Origin of the sequence: Zoogloea sp. LCSB751 (assembly GCF_002028455.1) — a bacterium.
GTDB lineage: Bacteria > Pseudomonadota > Gammaproteobacteria > Burkholderiales > Rhodocyclaceae > Zoogloea.
The window spans coordinates 270,562-290,864 of the sequence record NZ_MWUM01000001.1 but is presented as its reverse complement, the minus strand read 5'-3'; the positions used below and the strand labels follow the sequence as shown (position 1 = coordinate 290,864).

Sequence of the window (20,303 nt, the reverse complement as noted above, 5' to 3'; positions counted from 1 at the left end):
GTAAATTTCAGTCCATGAAAGGACAAGCCTTCTTCCGCCGCTTCGGCTATGCCATGAACGGCATCATCACGGCCTTCCGCCGGGAACGCAGCATGCGCGTGCATGGCATTGCCACGCTTGGCGTCTTTGCCTTCCTCGCCATCACCGGCGCACCGCTGCTGTGGTGGGTGCTTATCACCCTGGCGGTAGGGCTGGTCCTGGTCGCCGAAATGGCCAACTCGGCGCTGGAAACCCTGGCCGACCTGCTCCACCCCGGGCAGCACCCGGAGATCGGCGTGGCCAAGGACATGGCGGCCGGCGCGGTGTTGATCGCCACCATTGTCGCGGTAGTCGCCGGCGCAGCCTATCTGCTGCGCTGAACGACGCCGTCAATCGGCACGGTCGGTCAGCGTAAACAGCCCGGCCTTGAAACTCGCGGCCATCATCTCGGCCTTGCCGATAGCGACTAGCGCGGCCTCCGGCGGCAGGAACGCCACCGCCGCCTCGCGGAACAGCGCCAGCCAGCGCTCGAAGTGTTCCGGCTTGACCGGCAGCCGCACGTGCACCGGATAGGGCGACCCGCCGTAACGGTCGGTGCCCAGCAGCACGCGGGACCAGAACGCGCGGATCACGAGGTGGTGGTGATCCCAGTCGTCCACCTCGGCGGCGAAGACGGGGCCGAGCAGCGCATCGACCCGCGCCCGGGCATAAAAGCCGTACACCAGCGCGGTGATGTGTTCCTCGGTCAGTTGAGCGTCGGTCCCCGTCATCGTTCCTGCTTCCTGCTATCTATCAGCCCAGCGCGGCCAGCGCAGCGTCGTAGTTGGGCTCGTTCTTGATCTCCGGCACCAGCTCGCTGTGCAGGACCTTGTCGTTCTCGTCGAGCACCACCACCGCGCGGGCGGTCAGGCCGGCCAGCGGACCGGCGGCCAGGGCCACGCCGTAGTTCTTGATGAACTCGTTGCCACGCAGGGTGGACAGGGTCACCACGTTCTCCAGACCTTCGGCGCCGCAGAAGCGGGACTGGGCAAACGGCAGGTCGGCGGAAATGCACAGCACCACGGTATTGGGCAGCGTGCTGGCGGACTGGTTGAACTTGCGCACGGAAGTGGCGCAGGTCGGCGTGTCGATGCTCGGGAAGATGTTCAGCACCTTGCGCTTGCCGGCGAAGCTGGCCAGCGGGGTGTCGGCCAGGTCCTTGGCAACGAGGGTGAAAGCCGGTGCGGCCTGGCCCTTCTGGGGCAGATCGCCTTCAACGGGGACGGGGTTTCCGCCAAGGGTAACGGTAGAAGACATGGAGGCACTCCTGGGGTAGTGAGATGAATTGATGTTGTTGTGATCGGCCCGCTAGCGCTCGTGCTGCCACCGGGCCGCGCCATCTTAGGCGCTGGCAGACTTTCCTGCCAGTACCCGCAGTCAGTAAAGATCACAGGGTCTTCAGGTACTCCAGCAGCACCTCCTTGTCGCCCGCCGGCAGCGTGCTGCCGAACTCGTGGCCCTGGTTGCCGCCACCCTTCGCGGCGGTGTCGAAATGCGTACCGGCCCGCCGGGCCTCGTCCCCGTCGGTGATGAAGCCGACCCGCTGGGCGTCATACACGTCGTAGCCGCTCCAGAAGATCTTCGGGCGGGCCGCCGCCGGTTCCAGCAGATCCCGCAAGGTCGGCACGGAACCGTTGTGCAGATAGGGCGCGCGCAGCCAGATGCCGTCCAGGAAGGGAATCTTGTAGCCGTTGAGGTCCTCCTCCACCAGTCCCTTGCGCGGTATGCCCATCGCGGTAACGACCTGGTTGGCCTTGATCGCCGCGCCCTTGCTCCAGGTATCCAGGCGGGCCCGGTCGGTGCCCACCTCATCGAGCGGAATGCGCGTGCCGGTACGTTCGCTGGCGTGGCAGCGGGCGCACTGGGCGTCGAACACCGCCTTGCCGGCGGCCGCCTGCCCGGCATCGACCGGGAAGGGGTAGCGCGGCGGCTGCAGGCTGGACAGATAGTCCTGCAACCACTGCACCTGTTTGAGGAAATCGGCCTTGTCGGCAGGCGGAGCACCCAGCACGCCGAGGGCCGAGTCGATGATCACCGAGCGCACGTCGTGGCTGTCGCCCGCGTAGTTGGGCAGCTGGCCGCGCTCGGCGTGGTACTTGCCCAGGTTCCAGATCGCCGGGATGTCACCCGGGCCGAAAGTGTCATCCATCGGCGCACGGATCATGAAGTACTTGGTGAGGTTCATGCTGTCGTCGCGCCCACGCCCCCACTCGGGAAAGTCCGTGCGGTAGATCCACGCGAACTGCGCCTCCCGCTCCAGCAGGCGCTTCTTGGTCATCGGGATGATCAGGAAGCGGTACAGCAGCTTGTCGATCAGATCCAGCCTGGTCACCCGGTTGATCTCCGCCATCAGGATGTCCGCCTCGAAGCGCGGATCGGCGGCGCAGTCGATCAGCAGGCGGAAGAAATTCTCGATGTTGAGGGTATGCCCCGGCCCACCGACGACGAACACCGGATTGGAGTCCGCGCTCTTCCTGTAGCTGGTGGTGTGGCAGGCGGCGCAGTTGTTGGCGACTCGCGGAAAGCCGATGGTTTTCTTGGTGAAGCCGGCCGGCAGTTCCTGGCCCTGCTCCCACGACACGCCGAGGGCCGCGTAACCGCCCGGCACGGTCTGCCCGTCCTGGCGGAACTTCTCCGGGAAGACCCGCGGCAGCACGTAAAAGATCCAGTACGGAATCCCCGCATCGTGCTCGGCACCGATGGAGCCGTACTTGAAGCGCATCTCCGGCGACTCGAAGACCCAGGCCGGCTGTGGCTCCTCACGGAAGCCCCGATCCCAGGCGACGTAGGCGCTGGCGACGATCAGCAGCAGCAACACGGTCAAGCCTGCGCGCAGCCAGGCGCGGCGGGTTTCACGACGGTCGGCAAGCATGGCAGGCTCCCGTTCAGAAGGTCTTGAGGAATTCCACCAGCGCGGCCTTGTCGGCCTCCGGCAACTCGGTGCCGTAGGCCCGCCCCTCGTGGCCGCCATTGCCGTTGCCGGGCTGGCGGGTGTCGTAGCGGAAGAACTTGCGGCCCTCCATTTCCGGCTGGTCGGACACGAAGCCCACCTTCAGCGGATCGAACACGTCGTTGCCCCGGTAGAACACCGCCGGCCGCCGCGAGGCCGGCTGCAGCAGGTCGAACAGGCTGGGCACCGAGCCGTTGTGCAGGTAGGGCGCGCGCAGCCAGATGCCGTCCAGCGGCATGTTGGCGTAGCCGTAGGTCTTGTGGAAGGTGGTGAAGCGCCACGGGTAACCGGCGTAAAGCGTCGCCTGGTTGACCGCCAGCGTGTAGGTGTAGGAATCCAGCCGTCGCCGGTCGGTACCGATCTGCGCGATGGGCGTCACGTAGCCCACCCGCTCACCGCTGAAATCCCGCCCAGTTGCGCCATGGCAGCTGGCGCAGTATTCCTTGTAGATCGGCGCGCCACGGGCCGCCAGGGCCTGGTCGATGGGGAACAGCTTGCCGAAGGCCGGCGGTTCGGCGCCGAGAATCCAGTCCTCCACCCGCTTGATGCGCGGCAGGTCGATGGTCGGCGGCGTCGTGCCGGTGCCGAAGGCGGCGCTCTTGTTACGCTCCGTCATGTCGGTGTTGTTGCCATCCCAGTGCAGTTCCATGGCCCGCGGCTCCCGGCGCGGACGCTGCAGCCAGATCGACGGAAAGTCTGCCGGCGCGTCGAACTCCTTCGGGTCGAGCAGGTGCATCGGGAAGTTGAAGATCACCTTGGCGGAATTGAAGGTATCCACCCGCCCCGGCCCCCACGGCTGCTGCTCGAATACCCATTCGAAGCGCCCCTTCAGCGCCAGCACCCGGTCACGCATGATGGCGATGGCCACCGGATAGACCACTTCCCGGTCGAACAGGTCGAGCCCGGCGCCGAGGCGCTGGATCTCGGGAACCAGATATTCCGTGGAGAACTTCGGGTCCGCCGCGCACTTGAAGAAGAAGGTCTCGAAGGCCTGCATGTCGAACAGCGCCGCCGGCATGCCCACCACCAGCTGGGCTGGCGCATCCGGCGCCTTGCGCACGGTGCTGGTGTGGCACACCGCGCAATTCACGAAGACCCGGTCGATGCCCTGGTAGCGCCGCTTCGACGTGCCCACCGGCAGATCGCGGAGGTGCCCGTCCGACCCCTTCTCGTAGATCATGCCGAGGGATTCATAACCTTTGCCCGGCAGGTATTGCCCGCACACCTGCGGCAGCGCGCGCCAGATCCAGTACGGAAAACCCATCTCATGCTCGCCGCCGGTGGAGCCGTATTTGAAGTGCTCGACCGGATCGGCGTAATCCACCGGCGAATCGCCGCTGAAGCGGCCGAGCAGCCACAGGCCCACCGTCGCCGGCAGCAACACCGTGATGGCGAACAGGATCATGAAGCGCTGGCGCCAACGGCTGGCGGGTGCGACTGGGCTCGTCATGTTCTTCTCCTCGTCGTCTATCGCGCCCCGACCAGCGGCGCCAGACAGGGGCGCAACGCTTCATAGCCCCCCGCCAACAGGCTATCCACATCCGGTTCCCGCCCGGATTCGCTACGCAACTGGGCTGCCACCACCGCCTCCAGCGCGGCCCGGTCGGCGCTCTTCTCCCACGCCTCCGCATCGCTGTGGAAGGCCGGCAACATGCTCGCTGGGGGCATCGGCGTCTTCGCTCTTTCGGACGGCCCGCGGCGCGCCATCGCCAGCCTTACATAGATCCGCGGCGCACACTGGCGGATGCGCGACTCCAGCTCGGCCGCCGGTCCCTGCAGGAAATTCGGCGGAAACGACTCGGCGCTCAAATGGCACGCAGCACACCAGGCATAGAAGCCAGCGAGGTCCGGACGCACCGGCCCGCCCATCGCAGCCCCTGGCGGACTGGCCGGGCGTTCCAGGCGTGGCGCGGCCGGCACCGGCAGCCGGGCCGCCGCGACGGCTTCCCCCAGTTGCGCAAGCACGGCTTGGATCAAGCCACGGCCGGCAATCGCCGGCGCATCCAGCAGGCTTTGCCCCTGCGGGCTCGCGGCCAGCGCCAGTGCGGCCGCCCCGGCCACCTGTCCATCTCCGCGCAGGTGCAGCCGCAAGGGACCAGCGCCATCGCGCAGGCGACTCACATCCACCCCGTCGAGCACATCGCCGCCAGCCACGCGAATGCCCTGCGCCCCCCGCAACGGGAAACCCGGCAGCGGCGGTTCGCCGGCCAGACTGAGGCGCTCGATGCGGCCCGCCTGCCGATCGAGTCGCAAAGATGCACCGCCCTCACCCTTGCAGTCAGCCACGTACCCACCGGGCGCGGCGGTACACCTCAGCGTCACCTCACGACGTGGCAGACGCGCGGCCCGCCGCGCCAGTGCAGCCTGCAGCCGCGGCCAGTCGCCGTCCTCGACGAACTCCGCCACGCCGGCCACCGCCTCGGCGACGGCTTCCGGTGCATCGCCCCGCCACCAGGCCTCCGCCGGCCGCGGCAGCAGCGGCTCGAAGCGCGCCGGCACATGGGAAAAGGCGACGCGCTCCGACACCGCCGACGGCCATTCGGTCATGCCTTGCAAGGGGTTCCGATTGGGCAGATCCAGGCGTCCAAGGGCCAGCCCGGCCGGCCACCGGCGTGCGGTGGTGGCCCGCAGCGGGCGCCCGACCGACTCTTCGAAAGCGGCGTCTGCTACCGCCCTGCGCCCGTCCGCCAGACGCAGGCGCAGCGCCGCCGCGAAAAGACCGGCCCGGCAACGCCGCCCTATTTGCCCGTCGCCACAGCCTTCACGCCACAGGCGTTGGGCCAGCGCAAAGCGGTTGGCCCGTCGCACCGCGTTATCGATGGCGTAGGGCACGTCCACGCCGCGCTGCGGCGGAATGCCGTAGAAGGTGCGCCCGCTCGCCGTCAACAGTGCAGCAATTGCCGGGTTCGCATTGGTCTCATCCCACAGCGCGCGGGAGAAGATCGGCGCGCCGTTCTGGTGGCAGGCGAAGCAGATGTTGCGGTTGGCGTAGAAAACCTGCGGCCGCCCGCCGGGGCGATAGTCCTTGACCAGCTGGAACTCGAAGCGGCCGGCAGCCTCGTTGTAGCTGATCACCTCCAGCACCGCCGACTTCTCCTGGTAGCCGATGTAGAGGCGGTCCTTCAGCAGGAAAGGCGAGCCTGCGGCCGGTGGCGAGTCCACACCGACGACCACCCGCGGGTAGTCGAAGTAATCCGGCGCCGCGGCTGTGCGCTGCAATGAGCGCCCGAGCGGGATGAGCACGCGCTTTACCGGCGGCAACGGACTGGCCGGATCCCGGACCAGTTCGCGATCGATGCGCGCCAGCAATTTTTCGAAGGGGAATGGCAAATCGTGCGCTCCGCCCTTCCCTGTGAACAGGCGGTCGAACAGGGACTGGCCGAGCAGCGGCAGATGCGCACCAGGCTCGGCTGGATTCACGACCCAGGCCGCCGCCCCGCCGGCCTGCGGGACATCACGCGGCCCCGCCGCAACCATGTTTGCCGAAGCGGCAAGCAGCACAACCGCCAGTCGAGCGCAGCAGGACACGGCGGGGCTCATCGCGGCGCTCCACGTCGCTGCCCCTCAGCGCCCCGCCGACGCGAGGACCTTGCGCGGCTGGGTGCCCGGCCAGCAATCCTCCTGCACCGTACCGGCCTTCACGAACGCCTCCCGCCCCTTATCGTCCATATCCTTGTTGTAGAGCGTGAAGTTGAGCGCGAAGCCCTTGTCCAGGTAGGCCCGCCCCAGGTAGAAGCCCGGCCGGATCATGCGGATCTCGTCGCGCACCCGCAGCCCGCGCCGGCCGGCGAGGAAGTCCGGGTTCTCCTGATAGCCGGGGATCTCGTCGGTGAAGAAGTAGTCGATGATGATCGACTCCCGCCGTGCATCCAGCAGGCTCTGCCCGCAGTACAGCTTGGCGGGGAACAGCAGCCAGGTCTGCTTGCCGTTGAAGTCCATCTTCTTCGGCTCGCCCTGCACCAGGCCGATCTTCTTCAGCACGCCAAGGTCCTCGATGCGATTGCGCAGCACGCGCTCCTGGCGGTAGAAGACCTTGCCACGCCACAGGGCCTCGCCCACGTCCTCCAGCACCAGCCCCTTCAGGTTGAGCGCGGTGCCGGCAAAGCCGCCGACGATCTCCGACAGGCGGAACTTGCCGCTGCTGCCCTTGGGCAACAGGATGCGGCCGTCGAAGGCGCCGTCGGGAATCGGCCCGGCGGTCAGGCGGGCGTAGATCTGGTCGAGCTGTTCCTGGTCCAGCGTGGCCAGGTAGTCCGGCGTCAGCTTAGCCAGCTCGGCGGTAGGGATCGGGTAGTGGTAGTCCACCTGGGCCATGTCCAGCTTGGACGAATAGCTCTTGTCGTAGGGCGCGAAGGGTATGTTCGGCGCCTCCGCCTTCTGGCTGCAGGCACTCAGCCCCAACGCGGCGGCGATGGACAGAAGGGCGACGGCAGAAGCGGTTTTCATGGCGTCACTCCTCTCACAGGGTGGCGAGGAAGGCGGTGATGGCCTTCTTGTCCGCCTCGCTCAGGTCCTCGCCGAAACGATGGCCCTCGTTCTCGACAAGCTGGTCGCAGCTGACGTAGTTGGCAGCGAGGAAGTCCCGCTTCTCACGCAGGATCTCGACGAAGCGCGCCGGGTTCTTCAGCACCTCGTCGGCAATCCCCTGCAGGGTCGGGACCAGCGCCTTCTTGCCGGCCGCCTCCAGCCGGGCCGGATCGCGCTTGGCGAGGAAGAGGTCGCCGATCAGCTGCTTGTGCATCAGGCCGTTGAGGAAGCCGGCGCTCGCCCCCATCGGAATGCGCGCCTGGCCGAAGCCGCCGAGCGGCTTTTCAAGCTTGCCCTCCAGCGGCCGAATGCCCACATCGACGATCAGGTCGGCGTTGGTCAACGTCACCTTGCGGCCCCGCTCTTTCGGGTGCAGCAGCTCGAACATGGAGCGCTTGTAGAGATCGAAGCGCCCCTCCACGCTCGGGTCGTAGCGCACGCAGGCGGGCTGCCCGGCCAGCAGCTTGTTGTCTGGCCCGGCGTAGCGGGCGCGGTGGAAATCGTTGTCCTTGTTGGCCGGATTGCCGCACACCTCGGGCCCGATGGCGTTGTTGTGCATGAAGGGCGCGGTGGCCCACACATTCACCAGCGAGATGTTGCGCATGTAGCCGCGCCCGCCGTTCTTCAGGTCTTCCCGCTCGGGCAGGTCGGCCACCGGCGGGCGGGCACGCAGATCCTCGGAACCGTATTCCTGGTAGAGATGGCCGGCCATGTGGTTGGAATGCAGCGCGCGGCACGGGAAGGTACCAACCTCGGTCACCGGCGTGGCCTGGTCGTTACCGAGGAAATCGGCGCGTACCTTGCGCGGATGCGCATCGTTGGTGGCCGCGAAATCCCGGCTCTTGAACGGCCCGCCGTCGGCCTCGAGAATGCTGGAATGGCAGCGTGCGCAGTTCTCCGCGAACACCGTCTGGCCACGGGCCACGGCGCCCTTGCCGAACTCTTTCTCCAGGTCGGCCGCCAGGTCGGCGCGGGTGTAGGCGGCCGTCGGGCTCTTCAGCTTGCGGGCGTTGGCTCGCGCGGCAAAGAGATCGGTTTCATCCGACTCGCCCGACGTGAAGAAATCCAGCACGTTCTGCAGCCGGTCTTCCACCGCCCGGAAATTGGGGCAATCGCGCCGGCACTGGCCGATGTTAAAAGGCGTCTGGCCGAAGCCGCGCTGCTCCGGGTCCACCTGGCGCATGTCGCTGAAGTGATTGACCCAGCACTGCTCCGAGCAGGAGCCGATATTGAAGTACACCCGCTGGATCGCCTCCAGCGCACCGATTGAATCCTCCCCACCCTTGAGGATGTGATGCACGCCGGGCAGCACGACCTTCTGCCCACCCAGGTGCACGGTGGTCGTGTCGTCCTTGCGGGTCGAGAACTGCCAGCACTTGCCTTGCCGGCCGGGTTCGCACCAGCACTTGGACTCGTCCTTCTCCACCCCGCAGTCGGCCACCTTGCGCCACTTGGTGATGGATTCGCCCTTGAACACCGGGCGCTGGGCCACGTTGATCAGCGCGTTGATGGTGCCGGGGTTGTTAACCTGATCGTGGGAGATCGCCGAGGTGTCCGTCACCCCCGGCCGGGCGTGGGCGAACATCTGGTATTCGAGCGCCGACTTGGGCATGCCCGAGCCGAGCAATTCGGACATGCGGGTGTACTGGTTGCCGATCAGCCCCTTGATGTTCTCCCACTTCGGATGGGCCGGGTCGGCCGGCGGATTGAGCGGATCGAAGGCGATATGGCAGGAGCCGCAGGAGGTGCCGATCAGGAAAGGCGGCTCGACGGACGCATCGGCCAGCTTGCTGACCCGGCTGTCGGACTCGATGCCGGTGATCGCATCCATCTTGCGGTCGAAACCGGCCCAGCTACCGACTCCGCCGTTGAGGGCCTTCCACTTGGCGGCGTCGAAGCGCGGGTTCGGAAATTTGCGGATGCCCAGCGCACCGGTCGAGGTGCCGAACTTGAGATCGCAGGCGCTGTGACGCTGGTCGAGCTTGCCACCCTGGGTGTGCGGATCGTCGGGGTCGAGGGCGGCGTCCTTCAGGCCGCAGGCCGGATCCACATAGCCCGCCTTGCCGACGTACTTGAGCAGCACGTCGTCGCCCGGGCACCAGTCGAAGCCGTAGGTCTCGTCCAGGGACTTGGCCGGACAGTTGGCGTCGCCGGGCTTGCAGCAGGCCGGGTCGTTGATGATGCCCCAGGCCCAGAACCGGTCATCCCGCTGGTCGGTGCGCAGCACCCGGAACCAGTCCACCAGCACGCCGATGCGCTGCTGGAAGGTGTAGGTGTGGAAACGGTCGTTGCCGGCAGTCGCCTTGAACCAGATCAGGCGGCCGACGCACTCGGATTCACTGAGCCCCTCGCGGGCGCAGGACTCCCGGTACGGCGCATCCTGGTCCACGCTGGCCGCCTCGGACTGCGGGGCTGCAGCGGCCGCAAGCGGAGCCGCCGCCGGGGCTGGATTGTCGGCATGGGCCTGCTGCCAGCCGGTCTCGAGAACCGGAAGGCGGAGTGCCAGATAAGAACCCAGAACAACCACGACGGCCGCAACGGCGGCCACATATGCGCGCTTCATGGATGCGTCTCCTTCCGGGAAGGGAGCGAGTCCGGCGCCCATCTGGCTTGCTGCCCCGGCGGTCTGATGCCACGGGGCTTTAGGGTGACATCTCTCTGTCGGGGCCGGTCATGATGGTGTTATAGCAGAGTTCCCGGGAGCGGCAATCCACGCGCGCTTGACGCTTACGGCAGGCTCTGGTCCCAGTACGGCACGGGCCCGATGCGCTCGGCCAGGTAGTCGGCCAGCGCACGCACGCGACTCGGCACGTAGCGGTTGCTGGGGAAGACCGCGTAGATACCCAGCTCTGGCCCCGGAAAATCCACCAGGATGCGCGTCAGCAAACCCGCCTGGATCGCCGGCGCGGCGATGAAGCTCGGTTGACGGCAGATGCCCAGGCCACGCTGGGCCATGTCCACCAGTGCATCGCCGCTGTTGGCCTGCAGGCGGCAGCGCACTGGCACCCAGATCAATTCCTCGTCCACCAGATAAGGCCAGCTGACCTTGGCGGTACCGGTGTAACCGAGGCACTGGTGGGCCAGCAGGTCCTCCGGCTTCTGCGGGCAGCCGTGCCGCTCCAGATAGGCTGGCGAAGCCAGCGTGACCATCCGCGCCACCGACAGGCGGCGGGCCACCTGGGTCGGGTCGAGCTGCGTGGTGATGCGGATGGCCAGGTCGAGGCCGCTCTCGATGAGATTCACCTGGCGGTCGTCGAAATCCATGTCCAGGCTGACTTCCGGATAGGTGGTGACGAAATCGGCGACCAGCGGCACCAGGTGGCGCACGCCGAAGCTCATCGGCACGCTGACGCGGATCGGCCCGCGCGGGCGGCGGTCGCCGCCGGCCAGATCACTTTCGGCGACACCGACCAGGTCGAGGATCTCGCGGCTACGTTCCAGGTAGGCCAGCCCCGCCGACGTGAGCTTGAGACTGCGCGTGCTGCGGGCGATCAGCTTGACGCCCAGATGGGCCTCCAGCGCGGCGATCTGGCGGGTCACTGCCGAACGAGCCAGCCCCAGGTGGTCGGCGGCGGCGGTGAAACTGCCGGCCTCGGCGACGCGGACGAACACTTCCATCGCATGCAGACGATCCATTGTTTCAAATCAGGCAACAAACATTTCCCCATTAAAGGCTATTTCCGCTCCAATCGAAAGCATAAAGTTCGCTCCACACACCAACACCCAACAAGAGAGAACTGCCGTGATCCTCGTCAGCGGCGCCAATGGTCGACTCGGCCGGCGCATCGTCCAGCACCTCATCGCCCGCTCCCCGGCCCCCGTGGCCGGCCGGCTGGCAGTGAGCGTCCGCGAGCCCGGCCGGGCCGCCGACCTGGCGAGCCGCGGCGTGGAGATCCGCCACGGCGACTTCGACCAGCCGGCCACACTGGCCAGCGCCTTCGCCGGCGTCGAACGGCTGATCCTGACGTCCACCTACGGCCCGCGGACGCAGCGCATCGCCCGCCACCGCCAGGCCATCGCCGCCGCCCGCGGGGCCGGCGTGCTGCACGTCTTCTACGTCAGCCTGCTGGACGTAGCCGCCGACTCGCCGGCCGAATACGCCGCGGTGCACCGGGAAGCCGAAAACGCGCTGGCCGACAGCGGCCTCGTCCACACGGTGCTGCGCAACACGCTGTACGCCGACGACCTGCCCCAGCTGGCCGGGCCGGCGCATAACGACGGCATCCTGGCGCTACCGGCCGGCGAAGGCGCCGTCAGCCTGGTGTCCCGCGACGAGCTGGCCCAGGCCATGGCCGCCGCCGCCCTCGCCCCGCGTCTGGAAAAGCGTGTCTATGAACTCACCGGCCAGGTCGCCAGCGGCTTCGCGACGATCGCCGACAAGATCGCCCGGGTCAGCGGCCAAGCGCTGCGTTACTCGGCAATCAGCGAAGCCGAATACGTGGCGGCCCAGCAACAGGCCGGCCTGCCCGCGTGGCAGGCCAACGCCTTGGGCAACCTGTTCCGCGCTGTCGCCGAAGGGCGCTTCGCACGCACCGGTAACGATTTCGCGGCCTTGGTCGGCCACCCGCCCAAGTCCCTCGACTGCATGATCCACGAATACTTCACCCCGAGGAGCACCTCATGACCGCCCGCCAACCCGTCCTCTTCGTGTCCCACGGCGCGCCCGACGTGCTGCTTAACCCGGGCGCCACGGTCCACCTGTGGGAACGCCTCGGCGCCGACCTGCCGCACCCCCGCGCCGTACTGGTGATCTCCGCCCACTGGGCGGCCCGCCAGCCGACCGTCAGCACCGCCGCGACGCCGGAGACCATCCACGACTTCGGCGGCTTCCCGCCGGCCCTGTACGCGATGGAATACCCGGCCCCCGGCGCGCCGGACGTGGCCGCGCGGGTTCGCGAACTCCTCGCCGGCGCCGGCCTGCCGATCGAAGAAGTGCCCGACCGCGGCCTCGACCACGGCGCGTGGATTCCGCTGAAGGCCATGTACCCACAAGCCGACATCCCTGTCGTCCAACTGGCGCTGCAACCCTATGCCGGCACCGACTGGCACCGCCGCCTCGGCGTCGCGCTGCGCCCCTTGCGTGACGAGGGCGTGCTGATCCTCGCCTCCGGCGCAGTGACCCACAATTTCGGCTGGCTCACCTGGGGCACCAACAGCGCCGTCGTGCCGCAGGCCCAGGCCTTCGCCGACTGGCTCGGCGAGGCCTTGTCCCGCGACGACCGCCCGGCCCTGCTGGACTACCGCCGCGTCGCCCCTCACGGCGCCGATGCCCACCCCAGCGAGGAGCACCTGCTGCCGTTGTTCGTCGCCCTCGGCGCTGCCGATAAGGACGAGATCCCGCTGCGCATGGAACCGGAATACACCTACGGGGGTCTGGCGATGGACGCCTACCTGTGGCAAACAGGCAGCGTGTCCCCTTTCCGCACGGAGCAACAACAATGAATCAACCTACCGCACGCTATACCGGCCCCGCCATCGCGGCCCACTGGCTGATCGCCATCCTGATCCTGGCGGCCTTCCCGCTCGGCCTCTACATGCACGGCCTGCCCCTGTCGCCGAACAAGCTCAAGCTGTACTCGTATCACAAGTGGATCGGCATGACGGTGCTGCTGCTGTTCGTGCCGCGCATCCTGTGGCGCCTCACCCACCGTCCGCCGGCGCCGCTGCCGATGCCGGCCTGGCAGCACAAGATCGCCGAGGGCACCCATCACCTGCTGTACCTGCTGATGTTCCTGGTACCACTGTCCGGCTGGCTGATGAGCTCGGCCAAGGGCTTCCAGGTGGTGTACTTCGGCGTGCTGCCGATCCCCGACCTGATCGGCAAGGACAAGGAACTCGGTGAGCTGCTCGAGGAGATGCACGAAGTCCTCAGCTGGTCGCTGATTTCCCTGGTCGGCCTGCACCTGGCCGGCGCCCTCAAGCACCACGTCATCGACAAGGACAGCACGCTGCGTCGCATGCTGCCCTTCGGCAAGTAAGCCGCCCCCAAGACAAGGAGAGACCCCATGAAGATCCGTCACATCGCCCTGCCGGCCGCCGCCCTGCTGCTGGCCGGCGCCGCCCACGCCGTGGAGTTCAAGCAAGTGGACGCCGCCAGGAGCAGCCTCGCCTTCACATCCAAGCAGATGGGCGTGCCGGTGCCCGGCAGCTTCAAGAAGTTCACCGCCCAGCTGGCCTTCGACCCGGCCAAGCCGACCGCTGCCAGCACCGTGCTTGAGATCGACCTGGCCAGCATCGACGCCGGCTCCAAGGACGCCAACGACGAAGTGGTCGGCAAGCAGTGGTTCAACGTGAAGGCCTTCCCGACCGCCAAGTTCGTGTCCACCGGCGTCAAGGCCCTCGGCGGCAACCGCTTCGAGGCCGTCGGCAAAATGACCATCAAGGGTCAGACCCGCGACATCACCGCCCCCTTCACCTTCAAGCAGGACGGCGCCAACGGCGTCTTCGACGGCGGCTTCGTGCTCAAGCGCATGGATTTCAACATCGGCGAAGGCCCGTGGTCTGACGTCAGCGCCGTCGCCAACGAAATCGAGATCAAGTTCCACGTCGTGGCCGCCCCCGCAGCCGCGGCCAAGAAGTAAGCCCCAACCCCAAACCCCAACGTAAAACGGAGATCAGCATGAAGAAACTCGTCACCCTGGCCATCGCCACCGCCCTGTCGTCCGCCGCCTTCGCCGCGCCGGAGACCTACACCATCGAAGGCACCCACACCTTCCCGCGCTTCGAGTACAGCCACTTCGGCTACTCCACCCAGCTGTCGCGCTTTGACAAGACCACCGGCACCATCACCCTGGACAAGGCCGCCAAGACCGGCTCGGTGGACGTGACCATCGACACCACCTCGGTGAACACCGGCTACCCGCTGTTCAACCAGCACATCCAGGGCGAAGACTTCTTCGACACCGCCAAGTACCCGACCATCACCTACAAGTCCACCAAGGTGAACTTCGACGGTGACAAGCCGGCCACCATCGAAGGCAACCTGACCATCAAGGGCATCACCAAGCCGGTGACCCTGACCGTCACCTCCTTCCACTGTATGGAACACCCGATGCTGAAGAAGCCGGCCTGTGGCGCCAACGCCACGGCGACCATCAAGCGCACCGAGTTCAACGCCGGCAAGTACGCCCCCTACGTCGGTGACGAGGTCAAGCTGACCATCGCCGTCGAGGCCTACAAGCCGTAAGCCTGCCGAGGCGCGCCTGCGCCTCCCGCTGGATCGATGGGGGCATCTTTCGGGATGTGCCCATTTTGGGCGAATTCTGACCACACCCCGCCGTACGGTCCGTATAATTACGGCTTAGCGTTCAACACGCCGAGCAGCGTTGCCCTTGAGGCAGCGACTTTCCGGATTGATCTGTTTCTGTCCCATCTTCGCCGAGCATCGGGCACACCCTGCCCTGAGCGTGTCGGCCACCCTTTATTCCCGCAGATCCTGTCCGCCTGAGCAGGCCGCCGCGCCCGCTCGTGTCCGCATGTTGAGCATCGATTCCTGCCTTCCGGAGGACACGCGAACCCATGCGCAGTGAAGCTTCAAGAATGCCGGCGATAGACGCCCTCAAGGCTATCGCCTGTGTGTCGATCGTGCTGCATCACCTGGCCTTTTACGGACCGATGGCCGATGCGGCCAAACCCCTGATGCCGACCCTCATCGAGGGGCTGGATGTCTATGCCCGCATGGCGGTACAGATCTTCCTCGTCGTCTCGGGTTTCCTGTTCGCGTCCAAGTTCGCCCCCGCCGGACTGCCGACACCGATCGCTCCGCTGTATGCCCTGCTGCAGCGCTACACCCGCCTGGTGGTGCCCTACTCCGCCGCACTGCTGATCGCCATCGGCTGTTCGGCGCTGGCCGGCCTGGTGATGGATCACCACTCGATCTCGTCGGTCCCCGACCTGCCCCGCCTGCTCGCCCACGTGCTGCTGCTGCATGACCTGCTCGACCAGGAAGCCCTGTCGGCCGGCGTGTGGTACGTGGCCATCGACTTCCAGCTCTTCGCGCTGGCGGTGCTGCTGCTATGGTTGCCGAGCCATCTCGGCGACCGCCATCCGGCGCTGCGCGCCGCGGCGCCGCTGCTGATCACAGGCATGACCATCGCATCCCTGTTCTACTTCAACCGGGATGCCTGGTGGGACGAAAGCGCGTTCTACTTCTTCGGCTCTTTCGGCCTCGGCATCATGGCCTGGTGGGCCTCCAGCCGTGCACGTGCAGGCCGCTGGCTGGCCCTGCTGGCGCTGCTGGCCATCGCCGCGCTGAGCGTGGACTTCCGCGGCCGCATTGCCATCGCCGGCACCGTCGCGGTCTTCCTCGGTCTGGCCCGATGGACCGGCATCCTGCACAGCATGCCGCTACCGGCCCCACTGGCCCGCCTGAGCCGGATTTCCTACTCGGTGTTCCTGGTGCATTTTCCGCTGTGCCTGCTGGTCAATGCCGCCATCACCTATTTCTTCCCGACCAACCCGGTCATCAACGCGGCTGGCCTGCTCCTCGCAGTGGCTGTCAGCATTGCCGGCGGGTCGGTGTTCTATCGCTGGGTCGAGAGCTATCCCTTCCCGACCCGCATGCGCCTGCTGTTTCCGGCCGGCGTGGTGGCCGGCGGCTGGCTGACCGCCCTGGCGGCCGCCAACCTGACGAGCTGATCCTCGTCCCTTGCATGCCTCCGCCCGGCGGCGCGATCCGCCGCCGGGTACGTCTTCCGTCCCTTCCCCGCAGTTCCCCCGCCGCCTCACCCCTGCGCGAGCAATGCTCGCTCGTCGACCTCGTCGATGCACTCCGGCTGCATGAAGCGCAGCGCGTAATCCCGATACACCCCCGACTGCACGAACAGCGCGAACAGCTCCGCGTCGATGTGCGCCGCATCGCGCATGCGCGCCATGATCGCCATCGCCTCCGACAGGCGCTTGCCGCGCTTGTAGGGCCGGTCCACGGCGGTCAGCGCCTCGAAGATGTCGGCGATCGCGATCATCCGCGCCACCGGGCTCATCTCGTCCCGCTGCAGGCCGCGCGGATAGCCGCTGCCGTCCATCTTCTCGTGGTGCCCGCCGGCAAATTCCGGCACCGTCTTCAGATGGCGCGGGAAGGGTAGCGCGGCGAGCATCCGGATGGTCTGCACGATGTGCTCGTTGATCTTGTAACGGTCCTCGTCGGTGAGGGTGCCACGGGCCACCGACAGGTTGGCCAGCTCACCACGGTTATAGAGCAATTCCGGCACCGCCATGCGGAAGCCCCACGGGTTGTCCGCCGCAATGCGCTCCTCCGGCCGGCGCTCGATGCGGTGCTCGGGCTTGTCGGCCAGCAGCGCCTCCTGCACCGGCAAAGGAATGACTGGCTTGCGGCGGCGCTCGTCCTCCGAGACGCCGAGCCGGTCGTCGAGGGTGCGCAGCCAGGTCCGCCCGGCGATCTGGCGCAAGCGCTCGACGCGCTCCGGCGCCATCGTCTCGCCGCCCTGATTGCACGACGCCACGAAGGCGAACTCCTCGTCGAGTTGCGCCCACTCCCCGGCCAGCCGGGCCCGGGCCTCGACGGCATCCGCCCCGTCGGCGATGGCCCGCCAGCAAGCCACCTCCGCGTCGCGCTTGAGCACCTCGAAGCGCATCCTCACCTCATGAATGCGGTCGTAGATCGTCTCCAGCTTGGTGGCCTTGTCTACCACATATTCCGGCGTGGTGACCTTGCCGCAGTCGTGCAGCCACGCCGCGATGTGCACCGCCTCCCACTCCTCGTCGCTGAGGCAGAAGTCGCGATACGGGCCGTCGGTCGCCGCGCAGGCGGCACGCGCCAGCATCTTCGACAGCTCCGGCACCCGCGCGCAATGGCCGCCGGTATAGGGGCTCTTGGCGTCGATGGCGCCCGCCAGCAGCCGGACGAAGGACTCGAACATCTGCTTCTGGGCGTGGATCAGGCCACGCGTCTCGACAGACACCGCCGCCGAACCGGACAGCGCCTCGACGAAATGCACCAGGTCGGCGTCCGGCGCCCGCGCGAACCACAGCACCAGCAAGCCCAGGCGCTGCTGCTTGCGGTCGAGGAGTGGCACCGCCAGATAGGCCAGCGAGCTCTCGCCGATGGCCTCGCACAAACCGGTGCAGCTGCGCCCGGTGCCGTGCCCCGAGCGCAGCTCACCGACGGCGGAACGCACCCCCGCCGGCACCAACCCGGCCATCGCCTCGCCCGACGGAGCCACAGGCATCGGCAGACTGTTGCCGTCAGCGCCGCGCAAGGCCACCGCATCCAGCCCGTCACCGCCGTCACCGTCCCTCGCCAGGTAGAGCACCCCGGCCCGCGCACCGACCACCGCCAGCGTTTCGTCCACCAGGCGCGGCAACAGGCGATCGAAATCCGACTCCTCGGCGATCAGCGACGCAATATCGAGGAAGCGCCGGATGGCCCCTTTCATCGCCCCCAAGTCTGCCGCCAGCTCGTCCACCTCGCGCACCACGGAGCGGGTCTTCACCGCTCCGGCAAAGTCGAAGCGGCGGATTGCCGCCGTTTCCGCCGCCAATTCGCGGATCGGCCGTGCCACGAGACGGGCCGCCCAGTAGGTCAGCGGTAGCGCCAGCAGCACCACCAGCAAGGTCGCGGCGATGGAACTGTCGCGGATTGCCCGCGCCTCGGTGAGCAGTTCCTCGTCGGGAATCGCCACGCCGAGAAACACCGGACGACCACCCTGCAGGGACAGACGTGCCACCGCACCGTGCCAGCTACGCCCACCCGATTTAAAGGCCGTCAACGGCAGGTCGCCGGAATGCTCAAGGGCTGGCATCTGCCCAACCAGCCCGGCCAGGCCACCACCGTCCAGGGCAGCCAACAATGGTCGCTCGACCGAACCGCCAACGGCGCGAGGTTGCCAGCCGGGCTCTGAATAGGCGACCACCCGCCTGTCCTCGTCGAACAGCACCAGGTGCGAACCCGGCGTGATGCGCTGGCGGCGCAGGCTGTCATCGAGGGTGGACAGGCGGATGTCGGCCCCCACCACTGCGCGGCCCGACTCGGCACGCCGGGCCAGGGTCACACCGAGCTTGCCCGTCGCCGCAAACAGATAGGGCGCAGTCAGCACCGAGTCGCGACTGCCCATGGCCTGCGAGTACCAGCCACGCCGGCGCGGATCGTAGCTGCTCGGGTAGTCAGGGCGCTCCCGCAGCTTCAGCTCGGCCAGTTCGTCGTCAAGGAAGATGAAGCCCCCGTCCTGGCCGGCGATGCTCTGGATCACGTAGGCGGCCCGCGGTGGTGCGCCGAGCAGGCGCCGATCCTCGTCGCTGGTGAAGCGCATCAGCAAGAAGAAGTCGCCGGTGGCGTAGCCCACGTAGAAGGAACTCACCGCCGGCGTCGCCAGCAGCGCCTCGCGCAGGACAGCCAGGCTTTCGCGCCGCTCGGCCAGCGTGCCGGCCCGCACCAGCGGCTGCAGCGCCAGCAGGCGCAGGCTGGCATTGACCGGCTGCAACAGGCTCTCGGTGTCGACCACCGTCTGACGCGAGATACGCCCCATCAGGTCGCCGGCCGCCCGCTCCAGCATGTCCGCGCTGCGCGTGTAGGACAGCCAGGCGATGCTGCCGCCGGCGAGCAGCACCAGTACGAAGAACAACGTCGAAATATGGATGTGCAGCGGCCAGCGGAAATGGTGCGCCGACCTGCTGGATGGGGTTTCGGCGGCCATGGGGTGCTCTCTTTCGCTAGTGTCCGGCGAGGGCGCGCCGGTATTCGCCCGGCCGTGCGCCGGTCCACTTCTTGAACGCCCGGTGAAACGCGCTGGCCTCGGCAAAGCCCAACTCCAGCGCGATGTCGAGCACTGATTTGTCCGAATGGCTGAGCTGGCTGATGGCCAGGTCGAGACGCAGGTCGTCCTTGATCGACTGGTAGGACTGGCCTTCGTCGAGCAGGTGCCGGCGCAGCGTGGACACCGAGAAATGCAGCTGCTGGGCCAGGGTCTCGAAATCCGGCCATGCATCCGGCGGCATCCGCCGCAGGCGTCGCCGGATGCGCGCCACCAGCCCTTCGCTGTTGCGGTACTTGACCAGGAAGTTGGCTGGCGCGCTGCGCAGAAACAGCTTCATCGTACGCTCGCTCTGCACATTGGGCATGTCGAGGAATTCGGCCGGGAAGGCAATCTCGGTTGTCGCTCCGCCGAAACCCAGGTCCGGCGAGAACAAGACCCGCCACTCCGCACTGAAATCCGGTTCATCACAGCGAAAGCGCGCGTAGCCCAGCGGGATGCGCCGCCCGATCAGCCAGCAGGCCAGGCCATGCAGGATGATCAGGAAGGTGCCGTAGGCGAAGGCCCGCCGCGGCTCGGCCAGGCGGTCGATGATCTCGACGCGGGCAGTCTCACCGTCACGCACCAGCACGCCCTCCAGGTCGTCGAGGAGCAGGCGGAAGAAGCGCAACGCCCGGCGCAGCGCCCGTTCGAGCGTGTCGCAGTGGATCACGCTGTGGCACAGCAGCGTAAAGCTGCCGGCCTTCATGCGGTGGGAATCCATGCCGAAGAACTCGTCGTCCAGCGCCTGGGCGATGAGGTGCCACAGCACCGCGAAGTGCTCCGACGACACCCGCGCCTGCGGCGCGTTGAGAAGCTCCGGCGAGATGCCGGCCTGGTTCAGCAGCGCGTCCGCGTCGATGCCGCGCGCGCGAACTTCCACCAGCGCCTCATGGACGAAGCCGATGGAGATCGTGCCCTTGTCGGACGTGGGTTCGCTCATGGAAATCCGGCCGGAAACAGGAACAAGGAAAGGGGGCGGGACGCAGGCCCGGAAGCACGCCGCCGACGGGTTGCCGGAACCGCGCCTCGCCGCGCCACACGGGGCTTTGCGCCCCTTC

The 20,303-nt window shown here is 67.4% G+C and carries 17 protein-coding genes; 7 read left to right on the top strand and 10 right to left on the bottom strand.

Features of this window, described 5'->3' with window-relative positions; all coding sequences use genetic code 11:
* Positions 1-14 precede the first annotated feature (14 nt).
* On the top strand, positions 15-359 hold the full coding sequence (locus B4920_RS01385; protein WP_079432807.1) for a diacylglycerol kinase: 345 nt from the start codon (positions 15-17) through the stop codon (positions 357-359).
* Between the two features lie 9 nt (positions 360-368).
* On the opposite strand, the gene B4920_RS01380 is transcribed toward B4920_RS01385, so the two are convergent.
* From B4920_RS01380 to B4920_RS01345, 8 genes are all read right to left on the bottom strand, one after another.
* On the bottom strand, positions 369-749 hold the full coding sequence (locus B4920_RS01380; protein WP_079432806.1) for a group III truncated hemoglobin: 381 nt from the start codon (positions 747-749) through the stop codon (positions 369-371).
* A gap of 22 nt (positions 750-771) precedes the next feature.
* Entirely contained in the window at positions 772-1,275 is a 504-nt protein-coding gene (gene tpx / locus B4920_RS01375; protein WP_079432805.1) for a thiol peroxidase, read from the bottom strand.
* Positions 1,276-1,405: 130 nt separating this feature from the next.
* Entirely contained in the window at positions 1,406-2,890 is a 1,485-nt protein-coding gene (locus B4920_RS01370; RefSeq protein WP_079432804.1) for a hypothetical protein, read from the bottom strand.
* A 13-nt stretch (positions 2,891-2,903) separates the two neighbouring features.
* On the bottom strand, positions 2,904-4,418 hold the full coding sequence (locus B4920_RS01365) for a cytochrome c (RefSeq protein ID WP_079432803.1): 1,515 nt from the start codon (positions 4,416-4,418) through the stop codon (positions 2,904-2,906).
* Positions 4,419-4,435: 17 nt separating this feature from the next.
* Positions 4,436-6,508 (bottom strand): hypothetical protein, encoded by a 2,073-nt coding sequence (locus B4920_RS01360; RefSeq protein WP_079432802.1) that lies wholly within the window; start codon positions 6,506-6,508, stop codon positions 4,436-4,438.
* A 24-nt stretch (positions 6,509-6,532) separates the two neighbouring features.
* Positions 6,533-7,414, bottom strand: a complete 882-nt coding sequence (locus tag B4920_RS01355; protein WP_079432801.1) for a hypothetical protein — start codon at positions 7,412-7,414, stop codon at positions 6,533-6,535.
* Positions 7,415-7,427: 13 nt separating this feature from the next.
* Entirely contained in the window at positions 7,428-10,058 is a 2,631-nt protein-coding gene (locus tag B4920_RS01350; protein WP_079432800.1) for a hypothetical protein, read from the bottom strand.
* Between the two features lie 164 nt (positions 10,059-10,222).
* On the bottom strand, positions 10,223-11,131 hold the full coding sequence (locus B4920_RS01345; protein ID WP_079432799.1) for a LysR family transcriptional regulator: 909 nt from the start codon (positions 11,129-11,131) through the stop codon (positions 10,223-10,225).
* A gap of 106 nt (positions 11,132-11,237) precedes the next feature.
* On the opposite strand from B4920_RS01345, the gene B4920_RS01340 reads away from it, so the two are divergent.
* The 6 genes from B4920_RS01340 to B4920_RS01315 all read left to right on the top strand — a co-directional run bounded on the left by B4920_RS01340 (position 11,238) and on the right by B4920_RS01315 (position 16,132).
* Positions 11,238-12,119: an SDR family oxidoreductase gene (locus tag B4920_RS01340; protein WP_079432798.1), complete on the top strand. Its 882-nt coding sequence runs from the start codon at positions 11,238-11,240 to the stop codon at positions 12,117-12,119.
* The gene (locus B4920_RS01335; protein WP_079432797.1) at positions 12,116-12,937 is read left to right on the top strand and encodes a class III extradiol ring-cleavage dioxygenase; all 822 of its coding nucleotides are present in this window, start codon (positions 12,116-12,118) and stop codon (positions 12,935-12,937) included. Before B4920_RS01340 ends, B4920_RS01335 begins: the two co-directional genes overlap by 4 nt.
* Positions 12,934-13,473: a cytochrome b gene (locus tag B4920_RS01330; RefSeq protein WP_079432796.1), complete on the top strand. Its 540-nt coding sequence runs from the start codon at positions 12,934-12,936 to the stop codon at positions 13,471-13,473. Before B4920_RS01335 ends, B4920_RS01330 begins: the two co-directional genes overlap by 4 nt.
* 27 nt (positions 13,474-13,500) lie before the next feature.
* On the top strand, positions 13,501-14,076 hold the full coding sequence (locus B4920_RS01325; protein WP_079432795.1) for a YceI family protein: 576 nt from the start codon (positions 13,501-13,503) through the stop codon (positions 14,074-14,076).
* 38 nt (positions 14,077-14,114) lie between these two features.
* On the top strand, positions 14,115-14,681 hold the full coding sequence (locus tag B4920_RS01320) for a YceI family protein (RefSeq protein WP_079432794.1): 567 nt from the start codon (positions 14,115-14,117) through the stop codon (positions 14,679-14,681).
* A gap of 353 nt (positions 14,682-15,034) precedes the next feature.
* Positions 15,035-16,132 (top strand): acyltransferase, encoded by a 1,098-nt coding sequence (locus B4920_RS01315; protein ID WP_254050806.1) that lies wholly within the window; start codon positions 15,035-15,037, stop codon positions 16,130-16,132.
* 86 nt (positions 16,133-16,218) lie between these two features.
* Here the strand turns inward: B4920_RS01315 and B4920_RS01310 are convergent, their stop codons facing one another.
* Together B4920_RS01310 and B4920_RS01305 are read right to left on the bottom strand one after the other, a co-directional pair.
* The gene (locus tag B4920_RS01310; protein WP_079432792.1) at positions 16,219-19,146 is read right to left on the bottom strand and encodes an HD domain-containing phosphohydrolase; all 2,928 of its coding nucleotides are present in this window, start codon (positions 19,144-19,146) and stop codon (positions 16,219-16,221) included.
* A 16-nt stretch (positions 19,147-19,162) separates the two neighbouring features.
* Positions 19,163-20,185: an AraC family transcriptional regulator gene (locus tag B4920_RS01305; protein ID WP_079432791.1), complete on the bottom strand. Its 1,023-nt coding sequence runs from the start codon at positions 20,183-20,185 to the stop codon at positions 19,163-19,165.
* Positions 20,186-20,303 lie beyond the last annotated feature (118 nt).

Excerpts from the sequence above, each read along its gene's own strand:
- B4920_RS01355 (WP_079432801.1), bottom strand. The coding sequence starts at position 7,414 with ATGAAAACCGCTTCTGCCGTCGCCCTTCTGTCCATCGCCGCCGCGTTG.
- B4920_RS01315 (WP_254050806.1), top strand. The coding sequence starts at position 15,035 with ATGCCGGCGATAGACGCCCTCAAGGCTATCGCCTGTGTGTCGATCGTG.
- B4920_RS01385 (WP_079432807.1), top strand. The coding sequence starts at position 15 with ATGAAAGGACAAGCCTTCTTCCGCCGCTTCGGCTATGCCATGAACGGC.
- B4920_RS01330 (WP_079432796.1), top strand. The coding sequence starts at position 12,934 with ATGAATCAACCTACCGCACGCTATACCGGCCCCGCCATCGCGGCCCAC.
- B4920_RS01335 (WP_079432797.1), top strand. The coding sequence starts at position 12,116 with ATGACCGCCCGCCAACCCGTCCTCTTCGTGTCCCACGGCGCGCCCGAC.
- B4920_RS01325 (WP_079432795.1), top strand. The coding sequence starts at position 13,501 with ATGAAGATCCGTCACATCGCCCTGCCGGCCGCCGCCCTGCTGCTGGCC.
- B4920_RS01310 (WP_079432792.1), bottom strand. The coding sequence starts at position 19,146 with ATGGCCGCCGAAACCCCATCCAGCAGGTCGGCGCACCATTTCCGCTGG.
- B4920_RS01365 (WP_079432803.1), bottom strand. The coding sequence starts at position 4,418 with ATGACGAGCCCAGTCGCACCCGCCAGCCGTTGGCGCCAGCGCTTCATG.
- B4920_RS01360 (WP_079432802.1), bottom strand. The coding sequence starts at position 6,508 with ATGAGCCCCGCCGTGTCCTGCTGCGCTCGACTGGCGGTTGTGCTGCTT.
- tpx (WP_079432805.1), bottom strand. The coding sequence starts at position 1,275 with ATGTCTTCTACCGTTACCCTTGGCGGAAACCCCGTCCCCGTTGAAGGC.
- B4920_RS01345 (WP_079432799.1), bottom strand. The coding sequence starts at position 11,131 with ATGGATCGTCTGCATGCGATGGAAGTGTTCGTCCGCGTCGCCGAGGCC.
- B4920_RS01370 (WP_079432804.1), bottom strand. The coding sequence starts at position 2,890 with ATGCTTGCCGACCGTCGTGAAACCCGCCGCGCCTGGCTGCGCGCAGGC.
- B4920_RS01350 (WP_079432800.1), bottom strand. The coding sequence starts at position 10,058 with ATGAAGCGCGCATATGTGGCCGCCGTTGCGGCCGTCGTGGTTGTTCTG.
- B4920_RS01380 (WP_079432806.1), bottom strand. The coding sequence starts at position 749 with ATGACGGGGACCGACGCTCAACTGACCGAGGAACACATCACCGCGCTG.
- B4920_RS01320 (WP_079432794.1), top strand. The coding sequence starts at position 14,115 with ATGAAGAAACTCGTCACCCTGGCCATCGCCACCGCCCTGTCGTCCGCC.
- B4920_RS01305 (WP_079432791.1), bottom strand. The coding sequence starts at position 20,185 with ATGAGCGAACCCACGTCCGACAAGGGCACGATCTCCATCGGCTTCGTC.